General features: G+C 41.1%; 13 protein-coding genes and 2 pseudogenes. 8 read left to right on the top strand and 7 right to left on the bottom strand.

What is annotated here, in order from left to right:
* From VE944_RS05050 to VE944_RS05025, 6 genes and pseudogenes are all read right to left on the bottom strand, one after another.
* Positions 1–719: Rieske 2Fe-2S domain-containing protein (locus VE944_RS05050; protein WP_324973198.1), on the bottom strand; the 719-nt coding region annotated here is incomplete at its 3' end.
* A 52-nt stretch (positions 720–771) separates the two neighbouring features.
* Entirely contained in the window at positions 772–2,238 is a 1,467-nt protein-coding gene (locus tag VE944_RS05045) for a glutamyl-tRNA reductase (protein WP_324973194.1), read from the bottom strand.
* Between the two features lie 180 nt (positions 2,239–2,418).
* Positions 2,419–3,867: an FAD-binding protein gene (locus tag VE944_RS05040; RefSeq protein ID WP_324973192.1), complete on the bottom strand. Its 1,449-nt coding sequence runs from the start codon at positions 3,865–3,867 to the stop codon at positions 2,419–2,421.
* Between the two features lie 5 nt (positions 3,868–3,872).
* Positions 3,873–4,526, bottom strand: coding sequence for an L-2-amino-thiazoline-4-carboxylic acid hydrolase (locus tag VE944_RS05035; protein ID WP_324973190.1), 654 nt, complete (start codon positions 4,524–4,526; stop codon positions 3,873–3,875).
* An 838-nt stretch (positions 4,527–5,364) separates the two neighbouring features.
* Positions 5,365–6,369 (bottom strand): oxygen-dependent coproporphyrinogen oxidase, encoded by a 1,005-nt coding sequence (gene hemF, locus VE944_RS05030; protein WP_324973188.1) that lies wholly within the window; start codon positions 6,367–6,369, stop codon positions 5,365–5,367.
* 848 nt (positions 6,370–7,217) lie between these two features.
* A pseudogene (locus tag VE944_RS05025) lies at positions 7,218–7,706 on the bottom strand (ISAzo13-like element transposase-related protein); the annotation flags it as partial.
* A 376-nt stretch (positions 7,707–8,082) separates the two neighbouring features.
* On the opposite strand from VE944_RS05025, the gene VE944_RS05020 reads away from it, so the two are divergent.
* The 3 genes from VE944_RS05020 (at position 8,083) to VE944_RS05010 (ending at position 9,545) form a co-directional block, all read left to right on the top strand.
* Positions 8,083–8,328 (top strand): hypothetical protein, encoded by a 246-nt coding sequence (locus tag VE944_RS05020; RefSeq protein ID WP_324973185.1) that lies wholly within the window; start codon positions 8,083–8,085, stop codon positions 8,326–8,328.
* Positions 8,325–9,158, top strand: coding sequence for a hypothetical protein (locus VE944_RS05015; RefSeq protein WP_324973183.1), 834 nt, complete (start codon positions 8,325–8,327; stop codon positions 9,156–9,158). Before VE944_RS05020 ends, VE944_RS05015 begins: the two co-directional genes overlap by 4 nt.
* 204 nt (positions 9,159–9,362) lie before the next feature.
* Positions 9,363–9,545, top strand: a complete 183-nt coding sequence (locus VE944_RS05010) for a hypothetical protein (protein ID WP_324973180.1) — start codon at positions 9,363–9,365, stop codon at positions 9,543–9,545.
* 274 nt (positions 9,546–9,819) lie between these two features.
* Here VE944_RS05010 and VE944_RS05005 read toward each other — a convergent pair.
* Positions 9,820–9,918: pseudogene (locus VE944_RS05005) on the bottom strand (alpha-D-ribose 1-methylphosphonate 5-phosphate C-P-lyase PhnJ); the annotation flags it as partial.
* Between the two features lie 374 nt (positions 9,919–10,292).
* Between VE944_RS05005 and VE944_RS05000 the strand changes: the two are divergent.
* The 5 genes from VE944_RS05000 to VE944_RS04980 all read left to right on the top strand — a co-directional run.
* Positions 10,293–11,987 carry an iron uptake porin gene (locus VE944_RS05000; RefSeq protein ID WP_414690098.1) on the top strand — a complete coding sequence of 565 codons (1,695 nt, stop codon included), beginning with the start codon at positions 10,293–10,295 and terminating at the stop codon, positions 11,985–11,987.
* Between the two features lie 533 nt (positions 11,988–12,520).
* Complete coding sequence (locus VE944_RS04995; RefSeq protein WP_324973174.1) at positions 12,521–13,531, top strand: iron ABC transporter substrate-binding protein; 1,011 nt, start codon at positions 12,521–12,523, stop codon at positions 13,529–13,531.
* A 31-nt stretch (positions 13,532–13,562) separates the two neighbouring features.
* The gene (locus VE944_RS04990; protein WP_324973171.1) at positions 13,563–15,206 is read left to right on the top strand and encodes an ABC transporter permease; all 1,644 of its coding nucleotides are present in this window, start codon (positions 13,563–13,565) and stop codon (positions 15,204–15,206) included.
* 310 nt (positions 15,207–15,516) lie between these two features.
* Positions 15,517–16,635: an ABC transporter ATP-binding protein gene (locus VE944_RS04985; RefSeq protein WP_324973168.1), complete on the top strand. Its 1,119-nt coding sequence runs from the start codon at positions 15,517–15,519 to the stop codon at positions 16,633–16,635.
* Positions 16,610–17,145 (top strand): COG4280 domain-containing protein (locus VE944_RS04980; RefSeq protein WP_324973165.1); only part of this gene is annotated, 536 nt, incomplete at its 3' end. The genes VE944_RS04985 and VE944_RS04980, both read left to right, overlap by 26 nt.

Here is a 17,145-nt window from a genome sequence, read left to right as displayed (position 1 = left end):
AACTTACCACGACCAAAGTCAACCACTAACCGAGTGATATTGGGCATATAAAAGCCTAGAGTCACCTTCACATTGGCTTTCAATGGGCGAAACACAAAGGCGAAAAGGTCTTTTGCTTTGGTGTAATCTCTAACATTAACTTTGGCGTGACCCTCCCAGTCCCCTACATTCAGCTCGTAATCTTCCATTTTTTGCTCTAATGCAAACCCATTGCCGAAGGACTTGGAATGAATAATAGATACGTGAGACATATCCATATCATTCTCTAGCGTGCGGGTGTAGTGAGCGTTCAGTTCGTATTCAAAGAAAATTTTCTGTAGGCTTGGGTCTTCAAATTCTGGCAAGGGTGGGATTGGCGGACGCTCTTCTTCTGGTAAATCTCCATAAAATAGCCAGATAAAACCGTATTTTTCCTGTATTGGATAGCTATCTACACGAGCATTCTTGGGAATAGGAATTCCGGGTTGATTAGCAGGAATATTAATACATTTCCCATCTGCTTGAAACTTCCAGGCATGATAGGGGCAATGGATACAATCATCTTTTACCCAACCGAGAGATAAGGCAGCACCACGATGGGGACACCGATCTTGGAGAGCTATCAGTTGTCCTTTAGCGTTACGGTAAAAGACTAATTTCTGATTTAATATCCGAACTTGCTTGGGCTTTGTAGTAACGGCGGCGCTAAACTCACAAGCGTACCAGAAGTTTTTTAACATACTTCCTTCCTGTTATTGCTATTAAGAATCATGGATTTTCTTAAGTTACGCTTTAAGCAATAACTTCTTCGACTTTTGCATGGACTTCAATACTTTCAAGTCTCATTTGAGCAACTTTGAAATGTTCCCGATTCACTTGAGCAACATTGATGTTTTTTGCTGCTATCTCTACAGTGCTGATTGATAGGGAGGATGTTTCGGCAACAAAATTAGATGATATTTCGGTAACAAAACTGGATTGCACCTCTCCTGTCTCTAGATTAAACAACTCTTGCAGAACTTGGAGGACAAGGCGTTGAGCTTCTACATCTCGCTGCGTTCGTAGTTGCACCATCGGTTCGTGGAGAATTTTGTTGATAATCCTTTGAGTTAAGGCTTCGACGGCTTCTTGATGTTTTTTAGCAAAATCAGACCCCATACGGGACAAAGCTTTTTCTAACTCTTGTTCACGAATTTTTTCGAGTTTGTCCCGTAAACAGCTAATAATGGAAACGGTTTCTCGCGATCGCAACCAAGTTTGAAATGCCTCCAAATCCTCTTGGATTAATGCTTGCGCTTCTATTGCCATTTGCCGACGACTTTCTTGATTCTGGGCAACGACGGTTTTTAAATCATCAACATTAAACACCCGCACATTAGGTAACTCATTAACGTCCGCATCAACGTTACGAGGCACTGAAATATCGACCAGCATCAAAGGCTGTTCGGGTTGCAATGCAGCTTTGAGTTTGGCTTTATCGAGTAAGGGTTCAACTGAAGCAGTGCTGGTAAAGACCAAATCTGAAGCTGCCACTAATGACATCAATTCAGCAAGGGGATAATATTGCACTCCAGCATCACTAAATCGATTCGCCAATTCCTCAGCTCGTTCGATGGAACGATTTACAATTGAAATTTGAGTTGCGCCTTTAGAAATTAGATGTTGCACCAGTCGCCGAGCCATGTTACCAGCGCCGACAACTGTGACTCGGCAAGCCGATAACTTCTCTACTTTGATTTGGGCTAATTCTACTGCCGCAGAGCTAACCGAAACCGCACCCGTACCGATTGAGGTTTGGGTTCTAACCCGCTTTGCAGTGGTAACGGCTTGCTTAAACAACTGATTGAGAATGCGTTCGCCCTGATTGTATTGCTGAACCAGTTGGAAGGTGTGTTTGACTTGAGCCAGAATTTGTCCTTCTCCCAACACCAAGCTATCCAAACCGGAAGCAACTTGCATCAAATGCTTAACAGCATCTTGCTGTAGCAGAGTAAACAAGTATTGATGCAAGTTAGAAAAAGGCAGTTTACTGTACTCGCAAAGAAACTCTGTCACCTCTTGAGCTGCCCGATCTATCTTGTTTACAACTACGTAAATTTCTAAACGATTACAAGTGCTAAGAATGGCAGCTTCTTCAATGTGAGAGTATTTACACAGCTGGGCGATCGCGTTTTCAATTCGCTCTTCTGGAATACTCAGTTTTTCTCGAATTTCAACCGGAGCTGTTTTGTGACTAAGACCTACAAGTGCGATATTCATGTTTCCTCCTCTGAAGTTTGTCCTCTTCTAGAGCCTCGGTCAAGTAATATGGATTGACATTTTTCTTTTCCCAGAGTGACAGAAGCTGTTCATAAGCGATCGCCCACTATGGATGAAAGAAAACAGAATGGTTTCTTAAAAGAGGGATAGTTGGTTTAAACAAGATGATTGAGAAGTGACTTATACTGCGATCGCAGATTTCGTAGCAACTTCCTTAACAAGTTGGTTTTCCTGTGGTGCGATCGCCGGATGGGCAATCTGTTCGTATTCAAAAAAGCCAGAGTTAAATATTCCTTTGGGATCATACTTCCTTTTCATTTCATTAACTTTTGGCCAGTAATCGCCAAATTGCCTTTGCCACTGTTGAATAGTAAAATCTATCCAGCAAGTTAGATATCTTTTTCCGCCCATCTCTAAACTCAGGTTACTGAGCTTTTTCAATTCAGCTAAGATGGGTTGAACTTGCGATTTCGGAATACTGGGATAAATTCCAAACCCAATAATCAGTTCTTCCTCTTCCGGTAAACGAAACATGGGCATGGTGTTATTGCGGTTTACCAAGCAAAAGCAGCCCATTTGCGCTTTACTAATATCGAGAAAAGAAGGCAACTGTTTGAGAGCCGTTTCAATGTAATCTTTAGCCGATGAGGCTGGAAGAAAAACATCCATCCAAGGGTGAGCAATATCCTTGCTATCTACTTGAATCATCGGTTCGATAAATTGTGCAAATCCCAAGTCTTCAGTATGGATATGACGGTAAAAATTTAAGCCAGCAAGGATTTCTTTGTCATCAATAGCGTCAAGAGAATTTGCTTCAACAGTAATCCGCAACGTGTAAAACCATTGAATCAAAGGTTGCATTATCCCTGTTGCTCTGGATACTCCTTGCAAACAAGGAACTGGGAAAGATACGAGATGATCCACCCTTTGTTGGGTTACTAAAACCCGTTTGTCATGCAAAAGAGCATCTAGGTTGTCATAAAACAGCAAATAGGTGCGGGTTTGGGAAGGGTAAACTTTGAGTTTGTGCTGGACTTGGGTAATAATTCCAAACTGACCGTAACCACAAAGTACGTGATTAAAAAGTTCGCTGTTTTCTTCAGGCGTACACCAGAGAATCTCACCTTCTGCTGTTACGACTTCTACACCAAGACAATTATCAGCTTGATTTCCGTAACGAAAAGAGGCTGCACCTATACCACCCGCAGAATGAGTTCCTCCTAAAGAAACACCAAAATAATTGGTTAATACGGGAGGAACTAAACCATCAGGAATACAAGTATCGATTACTTGATTCCAAGAAGTCCCCGCATCAGCTTTAAACCAGAGTTGGTCTTTTTGGATATCTCGAATTTTATCGAGATTCCTCATATTTAAAACGATTCCATCTTGGTTTAAAGATTGACCACCTAACGAATGTCCCGCAGCGCGTGAAGAAACTACTAATCCTTTTTGAGTGGCATATTTGACAGTTTGGGCAATATCGTTAGCGTTTTGAGGAGTGACAACAACTTGGGGAGACTTTTGCAATATACCACCAAAATCTTCGGAAACTTCTGTCAAAATTTCTGACGCGTTGCTGACTTCACCTGCAATCAAATGCTTGAGGTCTTGAACAATGCCATTCATAAAAGTTATGATCCTTTAGAAAGAGACGTTTTTAAAAGGTTCATCCCAATCTGCAAGATTTTAGGAGTCAAGCGAATCAAATCGAGAATATGAGAGAACAAGCTCGGTGTTTTTTGTGGCTTTACTTCTAACCCTTTGGCAGGTCTTTCATACTTGAACATACAAACGCAGTCACCATCAGCCTGCTTACTAATAATTGCGGCTTTCATCCCAGGAAATGCTCTCCTGGTTGCTTCTTGTTCCATCTCGCAAATAACTCGGCAAGGGCTTTCAAGTCCATATTCTTTGGCAATTGAAAGAACCGGGCAAACTCGTTGAATTTCTAGTGCAGCATCTTTTCCTTCTTGGGAAATATCTATGACTTGCATTTTGAAGCCCATGATCCGAAAGATCGGAATTGCATCGGTAAAGCCTTTGGCTATGGTGGTATTGTCAATGAAAGCACCCATGAACGCCTTTTGATGAGCAGGGTAGGCTAACATCATTTGTTCAAAAGCTGCATGTTCTCCAATTTCATCTGCCAGTTTCTTGTAGGCTGCAAATCGATTCCTAAACATACTCACTGCTTTGGAGGAATCCATTTGCATCACATCGTTCATGGTAATGTCGCCAATACCTGTAACGTTATCCATTGCCAGTTCTCCGTGTTTTTTACTCATTTAAATGACCTAGAAAAACGATCTAATCAATGGCTGATTATTGCTAAATTTCAGATAGCGATCGCCAAAAACTTTTTTGCTCCTAGAATCCTACGATTGACAACATCAACAGCAATTTGTCAATCAAATCTTTGGTATCCTGCTCAATCACTTTCTTTGTTCAGTTTTGAACAAACTGTCTGCTACAGACTTTTTGCTTGAAGCTCTACCAATCACCACAGATTTTGCTTCACCATTCTTAAAAGTACGTGAATTAGTACCGTGAGCGAGTGAATTACGCATCTATCCTGATCAAAGATAGAGTTTTTTATCCTGACTAATTCAGAGCTAGCATGTCCTTGGTGATTCAGGACTACTATGAATTGAACTCCATAAATATAGTAAAATGATCATCAACGTTAAGTATCTGCTAACAAACATACACAGGAATACAATGTCAACTTCCCGCAGTGGCTCAATAGAGACATAACTTAACCATTGAACTTGCAAAAACTTGCTAATTTCAGTTTTTAAATTGGCGAATTCAGTTAACTTAGACCAGCGAAATGATTTGTTAATTTTTAGCAAAAGACTTGTCGGAAATTTTTCCATAAACACCTTGTTACTTCTTGTTTAGAGGCTGTCTCTAAAGAAATGTAAAGAGTAAAAATTAGGCGCTTCTTATACCATTTCACTGAATTCTTGATACAAATTACTTTTCTTACTTCTCCTGGCTCAATAGTCTCCCCTGCTCAATAACAGGCTGCCATCTGTATCAATCTTAAAGTGAAACGGTATTAGGATTTTGGTAGCCAACATTTTTATCGGCTGCTGTTTTAAAATCTGCTCTTGACCGTCTTTACACCCATTCCTGGGGATTTCTCAGTACCTCTAGAAGCTTTGCTTCTTGGCTATCAGCCGTGGGTTGGTCATTATAGTTCCAAAAAGCTTCTCCAGGCATACAATTAAGAACACTTTGTGTACTCACGATGCCGCTTTCCAATCCGAATCGAACACCTCTGTCATGCAGTAGAATAAATTCGGCATAACGTCCGCGTCTGATGCGCTGCCAATATTTCTCCTGTTCCGTAAACTCCATATCCTTACGTTGTTTGACAATCGGAAAATAAGCAGGAATGAAAGCTTCAGAACAAGTTTTTACGAAGGAAAGTAAAGTTTCGACATCGGAATGTTGTAAATTGTCAAAGAAAATTCCACCTACACCTCTACACTCACTGCGATGAGGAAGATAAAAGTATTCATCACACCACTTTTTCAAGCGTGGATAGAGTTCTGGGTCGTGTTGGTCGCAAGCTGCTTTATGTATTTGATGAAAATGAACTGCATCTTCTTCAAATAAGTAAATTGGTGTTAAATCACCTCCACCGCCAAACCACCAAGAACCAGGTTCAGTGCCATCACCCAATTGAAAGTAGCGATAGTTAACGTGTGCTGTCGGTATCATTGGATTAGATCCATTAATGACAACACTGGTACTCGTAGCGAAAAAAGAAGTACCTTTTTGATCTGGCGTTATAGTTGTTGGGTCAGCCATCACAACATCCGAACCTCGGAAGGTGACACCAGGAGGTAACTCACCCTGCATCGATACGTAGTTAATACCTACTTTTTCAAATACATTCCCGTTCCGCAGCGACTTGTCGATATATATAGCACCATTACTGTTTTCACCTTGTACCCATTGGCCTCTTTCATCTCTTGTCCAGCGTTGTTCGTGAAGTTTACTTCCATCTATTTCCTCAATAGCTTGGCAAACATTATCGAACATATCTAGCAATAAACTTTCAACTCTATTACTAATTGGTGGTTGCTTGACTGCTGGGTTTTCAAGAATTTGAACCATGACAACTGACCTCGTAGTGACTAAATAATTATTTGCAAAAAAGGAATTTTGGAATCTAGAAAAATTGGAAGTTGCTTCTCAACCTTTCATCTTGAGGTTTCATTGATTAAGTATGTTTGCTTTGTAGCAAAAGTCTGGGAAGGAAAGAGCTAGCATTTCGCGTTAATTACTTTTGGTTTTCGCGTTACCTAAGTCCTTTCGCTATCTATCTTTTTACTTTAGTCAGGTTTTTACTAGTGAAGATATAGAATTTTAGGAAAATTATAAAAAAATGTTAAAAACGTAACTGCCTAGTTTAGAGAAGAAAAATAGGATAACTTCAATAACTATAACCAGTCACAGTTCAAATCAGTGTTTGATATTATTTTGACTTAACTAAAAAATAAGTTATTCTTATCTAAAATTTAACCTAAACATAATCAATATTTCAGTCTTTAGATAGAAGACAGACTATTTTTGTAAATTATTGGTGTTTGTACTATTTTTTTAGCTTTTTCAATATTCGAGACTTCCAGAAAATAAAATATACAATCAATTGAAATGATAATCATTTTAATAAGCGAAAAAGATGCAAGATAAATATCTGCACTCAAGAGCAACTTAGGAGCAGCCGCACAGGCGACACACTACCTATTACGAATGAAATAAAAACTTTCTTTCCCTACTCACCATATTTATTAAAAGTGCAGTAGGACATAGCTTTTTTAGTTAAATGTATCCATAAAGTAAGTTCGACTGACTAAGTTAACAACGGGATGCTTACAATTCCTAGTCATAGTTTTAGCAAAATATAATGCTGTTTAAACCCCATCAAAAATACTTCTATTCCAATGATTATCTAAAATTCACTCTTGGGTGTTTTTTTGAGGTTGAATTTTGGCAAGGCGCTTGAGGCAATACCCTAAATCATTTAACTTGACACGAATTGTTTCCGAAGTTGGTAATTCTTCATCATTATAACCAAACTTATCAATTAATTGATGTCTTACGTCAGCAGCAGAAAGACGTGTATACAGTCTTTGGCTTTTACAACTTGGGTCTATTTGGCTTTGTGAATCGACAATTTTTTTGATATCTTCTAAAAGATTTGGCAGTTTTGCTTCTGCTTTATAACGCCCTCTACTTCGATAATTATCCACGCAAGTGATATTAGTAGTTAGTTCTTTAATTCCTTTACTAATAGTTACACGATTCCATCCTAACTCTCGCTCTGCTAGAGACTGTCCCCCGTGTCCTAATGCCACAACTGTTTGTGCTATAAATTTCCGCTTTTTGGCACCTTTTAATTGCTGTGCGGTTTCCTTCAACAACTTTTTCAGTGAATCCGTTAATTGTATTGACACCTCTATTTACCCAAAAATCCAATCATCATTAAATTTACTACAAAAAGGGAAGGGAGAGGCTATCAACGGCAATCTCTCATACCCTATCATAATGATTATCATTATGATAATTGTATATTTTATTTTCTGGAATTTTCTTAAAATGCGTGCAGTGTTGTCACTACTAAATAACTTTTTTCTTAACTTCACTAGTCTTTACTGGTGAAATTTTTCAGAAAACTTACCCTAGATCACAAAGGACTTTTGAACTTTCGTGTTTGTAACCTGGATGTATAAGGAGGAGCAAGAAGCATATACGGTGATTAAAGGTAGTATGCCGAAAGCGCTTAAGTTTCGGTTTAAAGCGCTCTGTGCACAATATGGATTAAAGATGAGTGAAGTCTTGGAAGTACTAATTAGCGAATGGATAAAGGCTGATGGCCCAACTTCTTCTTTCATGACTAACACCTTAGATGAAGACCGAGACAATATCACGCATATCAAGGCATACATTCCCTCCTCCCTGAAGATACAATTTAAAGTTCTTTGTGCTCAAAGAGAGGTTATGCAACGCTTTATCCTCCACAACCTTATTCGTGAATGGGTAGAAACAACCCATGAAAGAAACTTGCCATGAATCTATTATTCCGTTCAACTAACATCGACAAACCTAACAAAAGTAACCAATTAAGTCTCAAGAGTAGTAATCCCTTTATCCAACTGATATTTAACAGGGACACTATATCTGAGACTCGCAAGCTTCTAGATAGAGCTATAGTATCTGCTGCCAAAGATACATTACCAAACTGCAAGCCACCTGCCTTAACTCCCTCCCATTGGGTCTGGCAACTTGCTGCTTCTTACCATTTAACTCACTTTACTGCGCTATTAATGGAAGAAGCAGCTGGGCGCTTTGCTGGATTAGGACGCTGGAGTTTAGCACAGTGGGCAGCACAGAAAGCTCGTGAAGAACAAGGTCACGATCGCCTCGCCTTGCTTGATATTGAGTCGATGGGATATGATGCGGAAGCTGTAGTCAAAGCACTCGTCCCTCCGAGTGCTATGGCTTTGCTGAGTTTCTTCACTCAGAGCGTACAAGCAGCAGATCCAATTAGTTGCGTTGGGTATTGCTATACGATGGAACGTCTAGCAATGAATATCAAAGCAGAGCATATCCAATTGGTAGAAGCGATACTACCACCTAATACCTATGCTACTCGCTGCCTGCGAATGCACAGTTGTTTAGGTAGTGACGTAAAGCATGTGGAGGAGACAGTTCAAATAGTGGCAGCACTAACTTCAGAGGAGCGCACTAACATAACTGTCGCCTGCTATGAAACTGCACTGTTGTACTTCAACTCGCTTAAGGAAAAGTATATATCAGAAGTGGAATTACAGCAGGTATTGAATCAGTTGAGGTTAGATCCTTGTAGTCAGAATAATTCTATTCCTCAATACATTTGCTAGTGCAGAGAGCGCTGAACAATGATTAATTTGTTGGCGTTGCAGAGAAAGCGGGATGATTTAACAAATTATAAAATCTCTCCGTCTGCTTCCCCTGTACAAGAACTGCCTAAGAACAGCTTGCTACAATTCATCCACTTGTTGTGGAACGCCAATTTGTTTAACCAATTCTTAATCACATACTTGAAACAACCTGAGGAAAATACAATGAACGTCGCAATCACAAGCATTGGGCAGCAACTTTCCATCTGGAAATCTTTCGGATACTTCTTGAAGCACAACTTCAAGACTTGGTTTCAAGTTCCGAATGACGACGAAATTGAACTGGAAGACTTTTTGAAAAATCAATTCGACCAAGGACTATTTTTTAATATTCCTTCCTCTTTCTAAGCTCTCGTCAGAGGTTAAGATAAAGCGTATTTTGTCAATCAGTCAAAATACTCTCTAGCCCTCAGTAGAGCGAAAATAGCGATCGCTTGGGCGCGGGCACTCCGCGCCATCACTCAATTATTAAAGTAAATAATATATCATCGTCTTTGACGTTGCCGTTCGCGCAGTGTCTCCGACAGGAGAAGGCATGGCCTGGCTCATCCCATTACTGCGCTTTCTGACATTAAAGGCTGTAATCTTTATCCCACCTAGTTTACAGCTTTTCTTAGTGCCATTCGGTATATGGTGGAATTGCATATATGCGTTTTTCTGTCCCTGCACCAAATAATTGTAATGCCGGACTCATCTGCATTTTAGAATTATCAAAGCGTGGTGTCGTCTGCTCCATTGCTGTCACAGGTAAGTTTTAGTAAATAAGTTTTATTCCTATAAAAAATTAACAATATGTTATTAGCTGGATCTTAACGATTGGTTACTGATTCAATTAAAAATATAGATAATCTTTAAGATATTAATATTTATTTAGTTAAGAATAGGTAAACAAAAGACAATTGTTTTTTTCCAAATAATCTCTAGATTATGGTACATAGTTGTGCTTTGATATTGTTACAGATGATTTGGAGAATTTTTCTTCTAAAAGATTATTTTTCCTTCTGTAACATTATTTTTTGAATTGAAGGTTAAAATCACTACTTAATCAAATCAATCTTGCTAATATTTGTGATTTTCCAATTAGCAGAGAATTTAATGTTAGTAAATTTTTATTTTTCACTAATTTCTACCAAGTGTGAGGGTATATTCGTGCAAAATTTTTGGTTGAATTCTTTGTTATGTAGTCCAGCGATTTTAGGCTTATTTATAGTTGTAGTACCAGCAATAGGTTCTGAAGTACCTTTAAATCAAGCACCTGCAAGAAATCAACCATCCAGTTTTAGCAATGCTGAGAATCTCGGACAAGTAACTTCAGTTTCACAGCTTTCTGATGTCAAACCTACAGACTGGGCTTTCCAGGCTTTGCAATCCCTGGTTGAGCGATACGGCTGCATTGCAGGTTATCCTAACCAAACTTATCGGGGTAATCGTGCCTTGACTCGCTATGAATTTGCTGCTGGTTTAAATGCTTGTTTAGATCAAATAAATCAACTTATAGCTACTAGTACAGCTGATCTGGTAAAAAAAGAAGACTTAGTAACGCTGCAAAAACTGCAAGAAGAGTATACTGCTGAGTTGCAAACTGTGCGAGGTCAAGTAGATGCTCTAGAAGCTCGTAGCGCCACTTTAGAGTCGCAACAATTCTCTACAACTACTCAACTCCGGGGAGAAGCAATTTTTGCACTAGCTGGTGCATTTGGCTCCGATAGAGCAATCAACACCGATGCTCAAAATCGTGGTGATACCAGACCAGAACTCGATGAAAATGTAATTTTTGCCGATCGCGTCCGGTTAAACTTTGATAGTAGCTTCACTGGTAAAGACCGCCTCAGAGTTAGGTTACAAGCGAGAAATATTACTTCATTCAATACAGCCGTAACTGGTACTAACCAAACTCGTTTAGGGTTTGATGGCAATGAATCCAACAATGTCAGCGTATCAGCTCTGTTTTACCGTTTTCCTTTAAGCGACTCCACAACCTTCAACATCGCAACCGAAGGGTTGGAATACATTGATGAAGTACCTGCTCTCAGTCGCAACTTTGATTCTAGTGGTTCCGGTGCGCTATCCCGTTTTGGGCGTTATAACCCAATTTATCGAGCAGCAGAAGGGCCAGGTATTATCATTAATCAAAAATTAAATGATGCTTTCACCTTAACTGCTGGTTACGTTGTGCCATCGGGTGTTGGTAATGACCCCGCTAACGGTAGAGGCATTTTTAATGGTAGTTACTCTGCATTAGGTCAACTGACTTTCCAACCAACCTCAGAATTAAGTTTGGCTTTTACTTATGTCAACGCCTATTACACTGAAGGTAGCGGAATCACTGGTAGCACTGGTACTGGTTTTGCCAACAACCCATTCAACGGGGCGCGAACTTCTGTAAATAACTATAGTGTGACTGGGAATTACAAACTTAGTCCTAAGTTTACTATCACTGCTTGGGGCAGCTACGCCAATGCCCAAGCTGAGAATACAGCCGTTGCTAGGAGTAATGCAGAGATTTGGAACTGGGCCGTTCAGTTAGGTTTTCCTGATTTGGGTAGAGAAGGAAATTTTGGCGGTATTGTGTTTGGGGTGCCGCCTTACGTTGCTGAGAATCAATTCGTCACTGGTAATAATCGCCGCCAAGACGATGATATCTCCTATCATTTAGAGGCTTTCTATAGATATAAGCTGAATGACAATATTGCTATTACCCCAGGATTAATCACCATTTTGAATCCTGAAGGTAATAGCAACAACTCTAATATCTATGTGGGAGTAGTACGTACTACTTTTACTTTTTAACCCAAAGTCTTTGCTTAAGCTCAATCAAAAAGACCTCTCCCTGATTTTACTACGCAAAATCTTCCCTCTCCGAGCCGGAGAGGGACAGCTTGAACTAAAGTTCAAGGCAGGGAGAGGTTTATCGAACTCACCTTAAATATTTTCAAAGACTTCGTTTCTTGCCCATCAACGGGCAAAAACCTTAAACTGTGTAGGTTGGGGAGCCACTGTGTTGGGCGGGTTTCCCAACTTGTTCGCCTTTGGCGTTCCCGCAGGGTAGCAAGTGGCGTTTGAGGAACGGAACCCAACATTTCCGGGGCTTTGTTGGGTTGCGCTTTGCTTAACCCAACCTACAATTTTTCTTAACTGAACTGTATTGGGATACAAGCAAGTTTTCTTAACCTTTTAATGTCCTAAATTTAACTTGCACAGTGCTTCAACGTAACCTATCCTTACCAAAATCAATGGTTAATCCTTTATAGGTGATTAATATTGACAAAATTTGGTCAGATGAATTGACCTGTAATTCTGAATCTGGAATCCGAGGCTAATTAATGATTTCACATCAAATGCGGCAAATCTCTGGTGCAATTACTGCTGTGTTTTTGGGTTGGGGAGTTGGAATTGCGGTAGCAGATACCCCAAAAACACTAACAATTTATTCAGGGCGAGATGAAGAAATCATGCGTCCCTTGATTGAGAAAGCAAAGAAAGATTTGGGGCTAAATATTGAAGTCCGCTATGGTGATTCTACAGAATTAGCGATCGCTCTCATTGAAGAAGGCAAAAATAGCCGTGCTGATATATTTTATGCTCAGGATGCGGGTTCATTAGGAGCTATAACCAGAGAGGCACGGACTTTACCTCTCCCTAACCAATTACTCGACAAAGTTGATCCGCAATTTCGTTCTTCTTCAGGGCAATGGGTTGGCATTTCGGGAAGAGCGCGGGTGATTGATTATAATACTAAGCTTGTCAAAACCAGTGAACTTCCCAAAAGTGTACTGCAACTGAGCGATCGCAAATGGCGCGGTAAAGTTGGCTGGGCCCCTACAAACGGCTCTTTTCTCTCCTTTGTCACTGCAATGCGACTGATGCAAGGCGATCAAAAAACCCTAGAGTGGTTGAAAGCCATGAAAGCTAATGGTGTTAAAGCCTACCCTAAAAATAGTGCGATCGTGGAAGCTTTAGGAAAGGGAGAAATCGCTCTGGGATTAGTCAATAACTATTACCTGTATCGGTTTACTAAAACCAATCCCAAATTTCCAGTGGCTATCCATCATACAAAAGGTGATGCAGGAGCTTTGATTAACGTCGCAGGTTTAGCAATCCTGAAAAGCACTGATCAAAAGAGTGATGCAGAAAAGTTTGTGGCTTATATGCTCAAACCAGAAACCCAACGATTCATCACCGAAAGTTTTTACGAATATCCATTAGTCACAGGTATTGCGGTAGGGCAAAAGCAATTACCCCTCAAGCAATTGCAACCACCCAATATTGATTTAAGTAAATTGTCGGATCTCAAGGGAACAATTTCATTGATTCAACAAGCTGATTTGTTGTAAATAGGCGGGAGGCAAGGGAACAAGGGGACTAATGGCTAAAGGCAGAAAAACTCATCCACCTTTATTTTTGGTAGTTACAGCTGGATTAATCGCTGTGGCTATCACTCTGCCTTTGACTTATTTAGTCATGCGGATGGCTGGTGTTGGTGGAGAGGAATTATTGGCTTTGGTGTTACGTCCTCGCACACTGATAGTTTTGTTTAATAGCGTTGGTTTGGCTGTAGCTACCAGTATATTGACAACAGCGATCGCACTACCATTAGCATTTCTCACCCTGCGGACAGATTTACCTTGGCGGCGATTTTGGCTACTTATAACGACACTACCTTTAGCCATACCTGACTATGTGGGTAGTTTTGCTTTGATTGCTGCTTTTGGCCCGAAAGGTAGCTGGTTGCAACTCTGGCTAGAACCTTTGGGAGTGGAAGCTTTACCTGAAATATATGGCTGGACTGGCGCAATTTTGGGGCTGACATTATTTTCCTATCCCTACTTACTGCTGAGTATCCAGGCTGGCTTGCAAGGCATCGATCCCAAAATGGAAGAAGCTGCTAGAAGTTTAGGTTGTAACCAAAGAGAAACTTTCTGGCGCATCACCTTACCTGCGTTACGCCCAGCGATCGTAGCGGGAGGATTGCTAGTAGCCCTCAATGCCTTGCAGGATTTTGGCACAACTTCCGTCATGCGGTTTGAGACATTTACGCAGGCAATTTTTTTGCAATACCGATATACATTTGATCGCCATCAGGCGGCGGCGCTGGCTTTGATGCTGGTGAGTTTAGTATTGCTGTTGTTGTGGCTGGAATACAAAATGCGATCGCGGGCTGTTTACTATACCCGTGGTAATAAGTCCCACTATGCACCGATATTAATTCATCTGGGAGTTTGGAAAATACCTGCCATCTTGTTTTGCTTCACCGTCACTAGCTTGGCTTTATTCTTGCCTGTAGCTGTAACCGTGTTCTGGCTGGTACAAGGTTTAGCCAGTTCAGAAGCAGAGCAAATTTTTTCTTGGTTCCAACTAACACAACTCGCCTGGAACTCAGCGTTAGCTTCGGGATTGGCCGCCCTAGTTGCTACCTGTTGCGCTCTGCCAATAGCAATCTTGGCTGTGCGCTTTCCTAGTCGGATTACAACAGCCATCGAACGCTGTAGTTACATTGGCTTTGGTTTACCTGGCATTGTAGTTGCCTTTTCGCTAGTGTTTTGGGGAGCAAATTACTTGTCTTGGTTGTATCAAACATTGCCTATGCTGATTTTTGCTTATTTAGTGTTGTTCCTTTCCCAGTCGGTAGGAACAGTACGAAGTTCCCTACTTCAGGTTAATCCTCAATTAGAAGAATCTGCCCAGAGTTTAAGTAGAAACCCTTGGCAAACCTTCAAAGAAATTACTCTACCACTAGTAACTCCAGGGGTTTTAGCAGGAGCTGCATTAGTGTTTTTGAGGGCAATTAAAGAGTTACCTGTCGCTTTGCTGTTAGCGCCCATTGGCTTTAATACCCTAGCTACCCAAATCTGGAAAGCAACGGAAAATGTCTCTTACAGTCAGGCGGCGGCGGCGGCATTAATCATGCTGGTAATTTCCATTAGTTCCACATTCTTGGTTTTGTCTCAAAATCGCTATCAAGAACTCGTTCCAGAAGTACGCCGCAGTTTGCAAAGGGAGGTGGATTGAGGGGAGAGAGTTAAACCAATTCGCAATTCGCAATTCGCAATTACTTAGTAAAAAGGCTCAACTGTCGAGTTCAGAGGTGGTAATAAGGGACTTCCAAATAAAAAAACATCCAATTTTTCTTGTAGGGTGGGCGTCTCGCCCGCCCATAACCAAGGGCGGACAAGATGTCCACCCCACAAGATTGCATAATTTATTTCTTGGTAATCCCTAAAAACAAAACTCACCTTGATAGCGCTATCCCTATCTCCCTCATTTCCGATGCCTTCCCTGCTCCCCCCACTCCTTATTTTTAAAACGGAAGGATGACTCAATGGCTGCATCAGCAATTTTACGGTTAGAGAATGTAACCCTCAAATTTGCTCAAATGAATGCTCCGGCGGTGGCTGGGGTGAGTTTAGCGTTAGCACCAGGGGATGTTCTAGGGTTATTGGGGCCTTCAGGATGCGGGAAAACTACGCTCCTTAGAATTATTGCTGGGTTTGAGTCGCCACAGACGGGAACTGTAGAAATTGCTGGACAATTAGTAGCGGGTGATAGTCAGTGGATGCCGCCAGAGAAACGCAATTTTGGGATGCTATTTCAAGATTATGCTTTGTTTCCACATTTAACTGTGGCTGAGAATGTTGCTTTTGGCTTGCAGTCGGTGAAAAAAAGCGAACGCCGCCAAGAAGTTGCAGAGTTATTAACGCTAGTCAGACTCCCAGGAATAGAAAACCGCTACCCTCATGAATTATCTGGTGGCCAACAACAACGGGTAGCCCTTGCCCGTGCTTTAGCTCCCCAACCGAAACTTCTATTATTAGATGAACCACTGAGTAATCTAGACTTACAAGTGCGCCTCCAATTGCGCGAGGAAGTGTTAGCAATTCTCAAAAATAAAGGTATATCGGGCATCTTTGTCACCCACGATCAACAAGAAGCCCTAGCGATCGCTGATCAATTAGCGGTGATGCGACAAGGCAAATTCGAGCAAGTAGGCACACCAGAAGCGGTTTATACTCAGCCAGCATCTCGCTTTGTAGCCGAATTTGTCACCCAAGCCAACTTTCTGCCAGCGCAGTTGCAAGGAAATTGCTGGGCAACCGAAATTGGATGTTTTGCCGTGGAAAGTCAGATTTCTCAAGACAAAGGAGATTTAATGATCCGCGAAGAGGACATTATTTTGCACCCAGCTAATGATGGGGCAATGAAGATTGAGACACGTTTCTTTTTAGGACATGAATATCGATATAGCTTGTATACTCCCTCTGGAAAGAAGCTGTATGCACGAACACCAGCCAGCATAGCTTTACCCATTGGTACACAAGTAAATCTGTCAATAGCAAAAACAGCCAACTTAAAGTTGTTCAACAGTCATCAGTCATCAGTCAACAGTCAACAATCAACAATCAACAGAAAATATTATGAATTGGGAAATCGTTCTCGCTAGTTTTGCTAGCTCTTTAATTGAATTAGTCGAAATTCTCGGTATAGTCATCGTTGTCGGCAGGTTGGCAGGTTGGCGTAATGCCCTGGTTGGTTCAGGCGGTGGCATTGTCTTGACGTTACTGCTATCTCTGGTCTTAGGAAAAAGTTTGACGCTGATCCCTGTAGATATTCTCAGGATTGTGGCGGGAGTTTTACTACTACTTTTTGGGCAAAAGTGGACGCGCTCTATAGTTAGGTATTATGCCGGTCTTCCCAAAAAGCGTAAAGGTGGCGGGGAAGATAGCTTGGAGGAGCAACTAGCAAAAGATGAGAATCAATCTGGCTGGAATTGGTTTGCTGTTGTCACCACCTTTAAGGCTGCGTTGTTAGATAGCGTAGAAGTAGCGATCGCTGTTGTAACTTTGGGTGCTGCCGAAGGTGAATGGCTAGAAGCGATTAGTGGTGCTGGTTTTGCAACATTCGGTTTAGTGGTATTTGCCTTATTATTCAGAGCGCCACTCCAGCAAGTACC

Origin of the sequence: Nostoc sp. (genome assembly GCF_035638895.1) — a bacterium.
Taxonomy (GTDB): domain Bacteria; phylum Cyanobacteriota; class Cyanobacteriia; order Cyanobacteriales; family Nostocaceae; genus Nostoc.
The sequence above is the reverse complement of the archived record's forward strand: the minus strand, read 5'-3'. Positions and strand labels throughout refer to the sequence as shown.

Excerpts from the sequence above, each read along its gene's own strand:
- VE944_RS05045 (WP_324973194.1), bottom strand. The coding sequence starts at position 2,238 with ATGAATATCGCACTTGTAGGTCTTAGTCACAAAACAGCTCCGGTTGAA.
- VE944_RS05040 (WP_324973192.1), bottom strand. The coding sequence starts at position 3,867 with ATGAATGGCATTGTTCAAGACCTCAAGCATTTGATTGCAGGTGAAGTC.
- VE944_RS05035 (WP_324973190.1), bottom strand. The coding sequence starts at position 4,526 with ATGAGTAAAAAACACGGAGAACTGGCAATGGATAACGTTACAGGTATT.
- hemF (WP_324973188.1), bottom strand. The coding sequence starts at position 6,369 with ATGGTTCAAATTCTTGAAAACCCAGCAGTCAAGCAACCACCAATTAGT.
- VE944_RS05020 (WP_324973185.1), top strand. The coding sequence starts at position 8,083 with ATGAGTGAAGTCTTGGAAGTACTAATTAGCGAATGGATAAAGGCTGAT.
- VE944_RS05015 (WP_324973183.1), top strand. The coding sequence starts at position 8,325 with ATGAATCTATTATTCCGTTCAACTAACATCGACAAACCTAACAAAAGT.
- VE944_RS05010 (WP_324973180.1), top strand. The coding sequence starts at position 9,363 with ATGAACGTCGCAATCACAAGCATTGGGCAGCAACTTTCCATCTGGAAA.
- VE944_RS05000 (WP_414690098.1), top strand. The coding sequence starts at position 10,293 with ATGTTAGTAAATTTTTATTTTTCACTAATTTCTACCAAGTGTGAGGGT.
- VE944_RS04995 (WP_324973174.1), top strand. The coding sequence starts at position 12,521 with ATGATTTCACATCAAATGCGGCAAATCTCTGGTGCAATTACTGCTGTG.
- VE944_RS04990 (WP_324973171.1), top strand. The coding sequence starts at position 13,563 with ATGGCTAAAGGCAGAAAAACTCATCCACCTTTATTTTTGGTAGTTACA.
- VE944_RS04985 (WP_324973168.1), top strand. The coding sequence starts at position 15,517 with ATGGCTGCATCAGCAATTTTACGGTTAGAGAATGTAACCCTCAAATTT.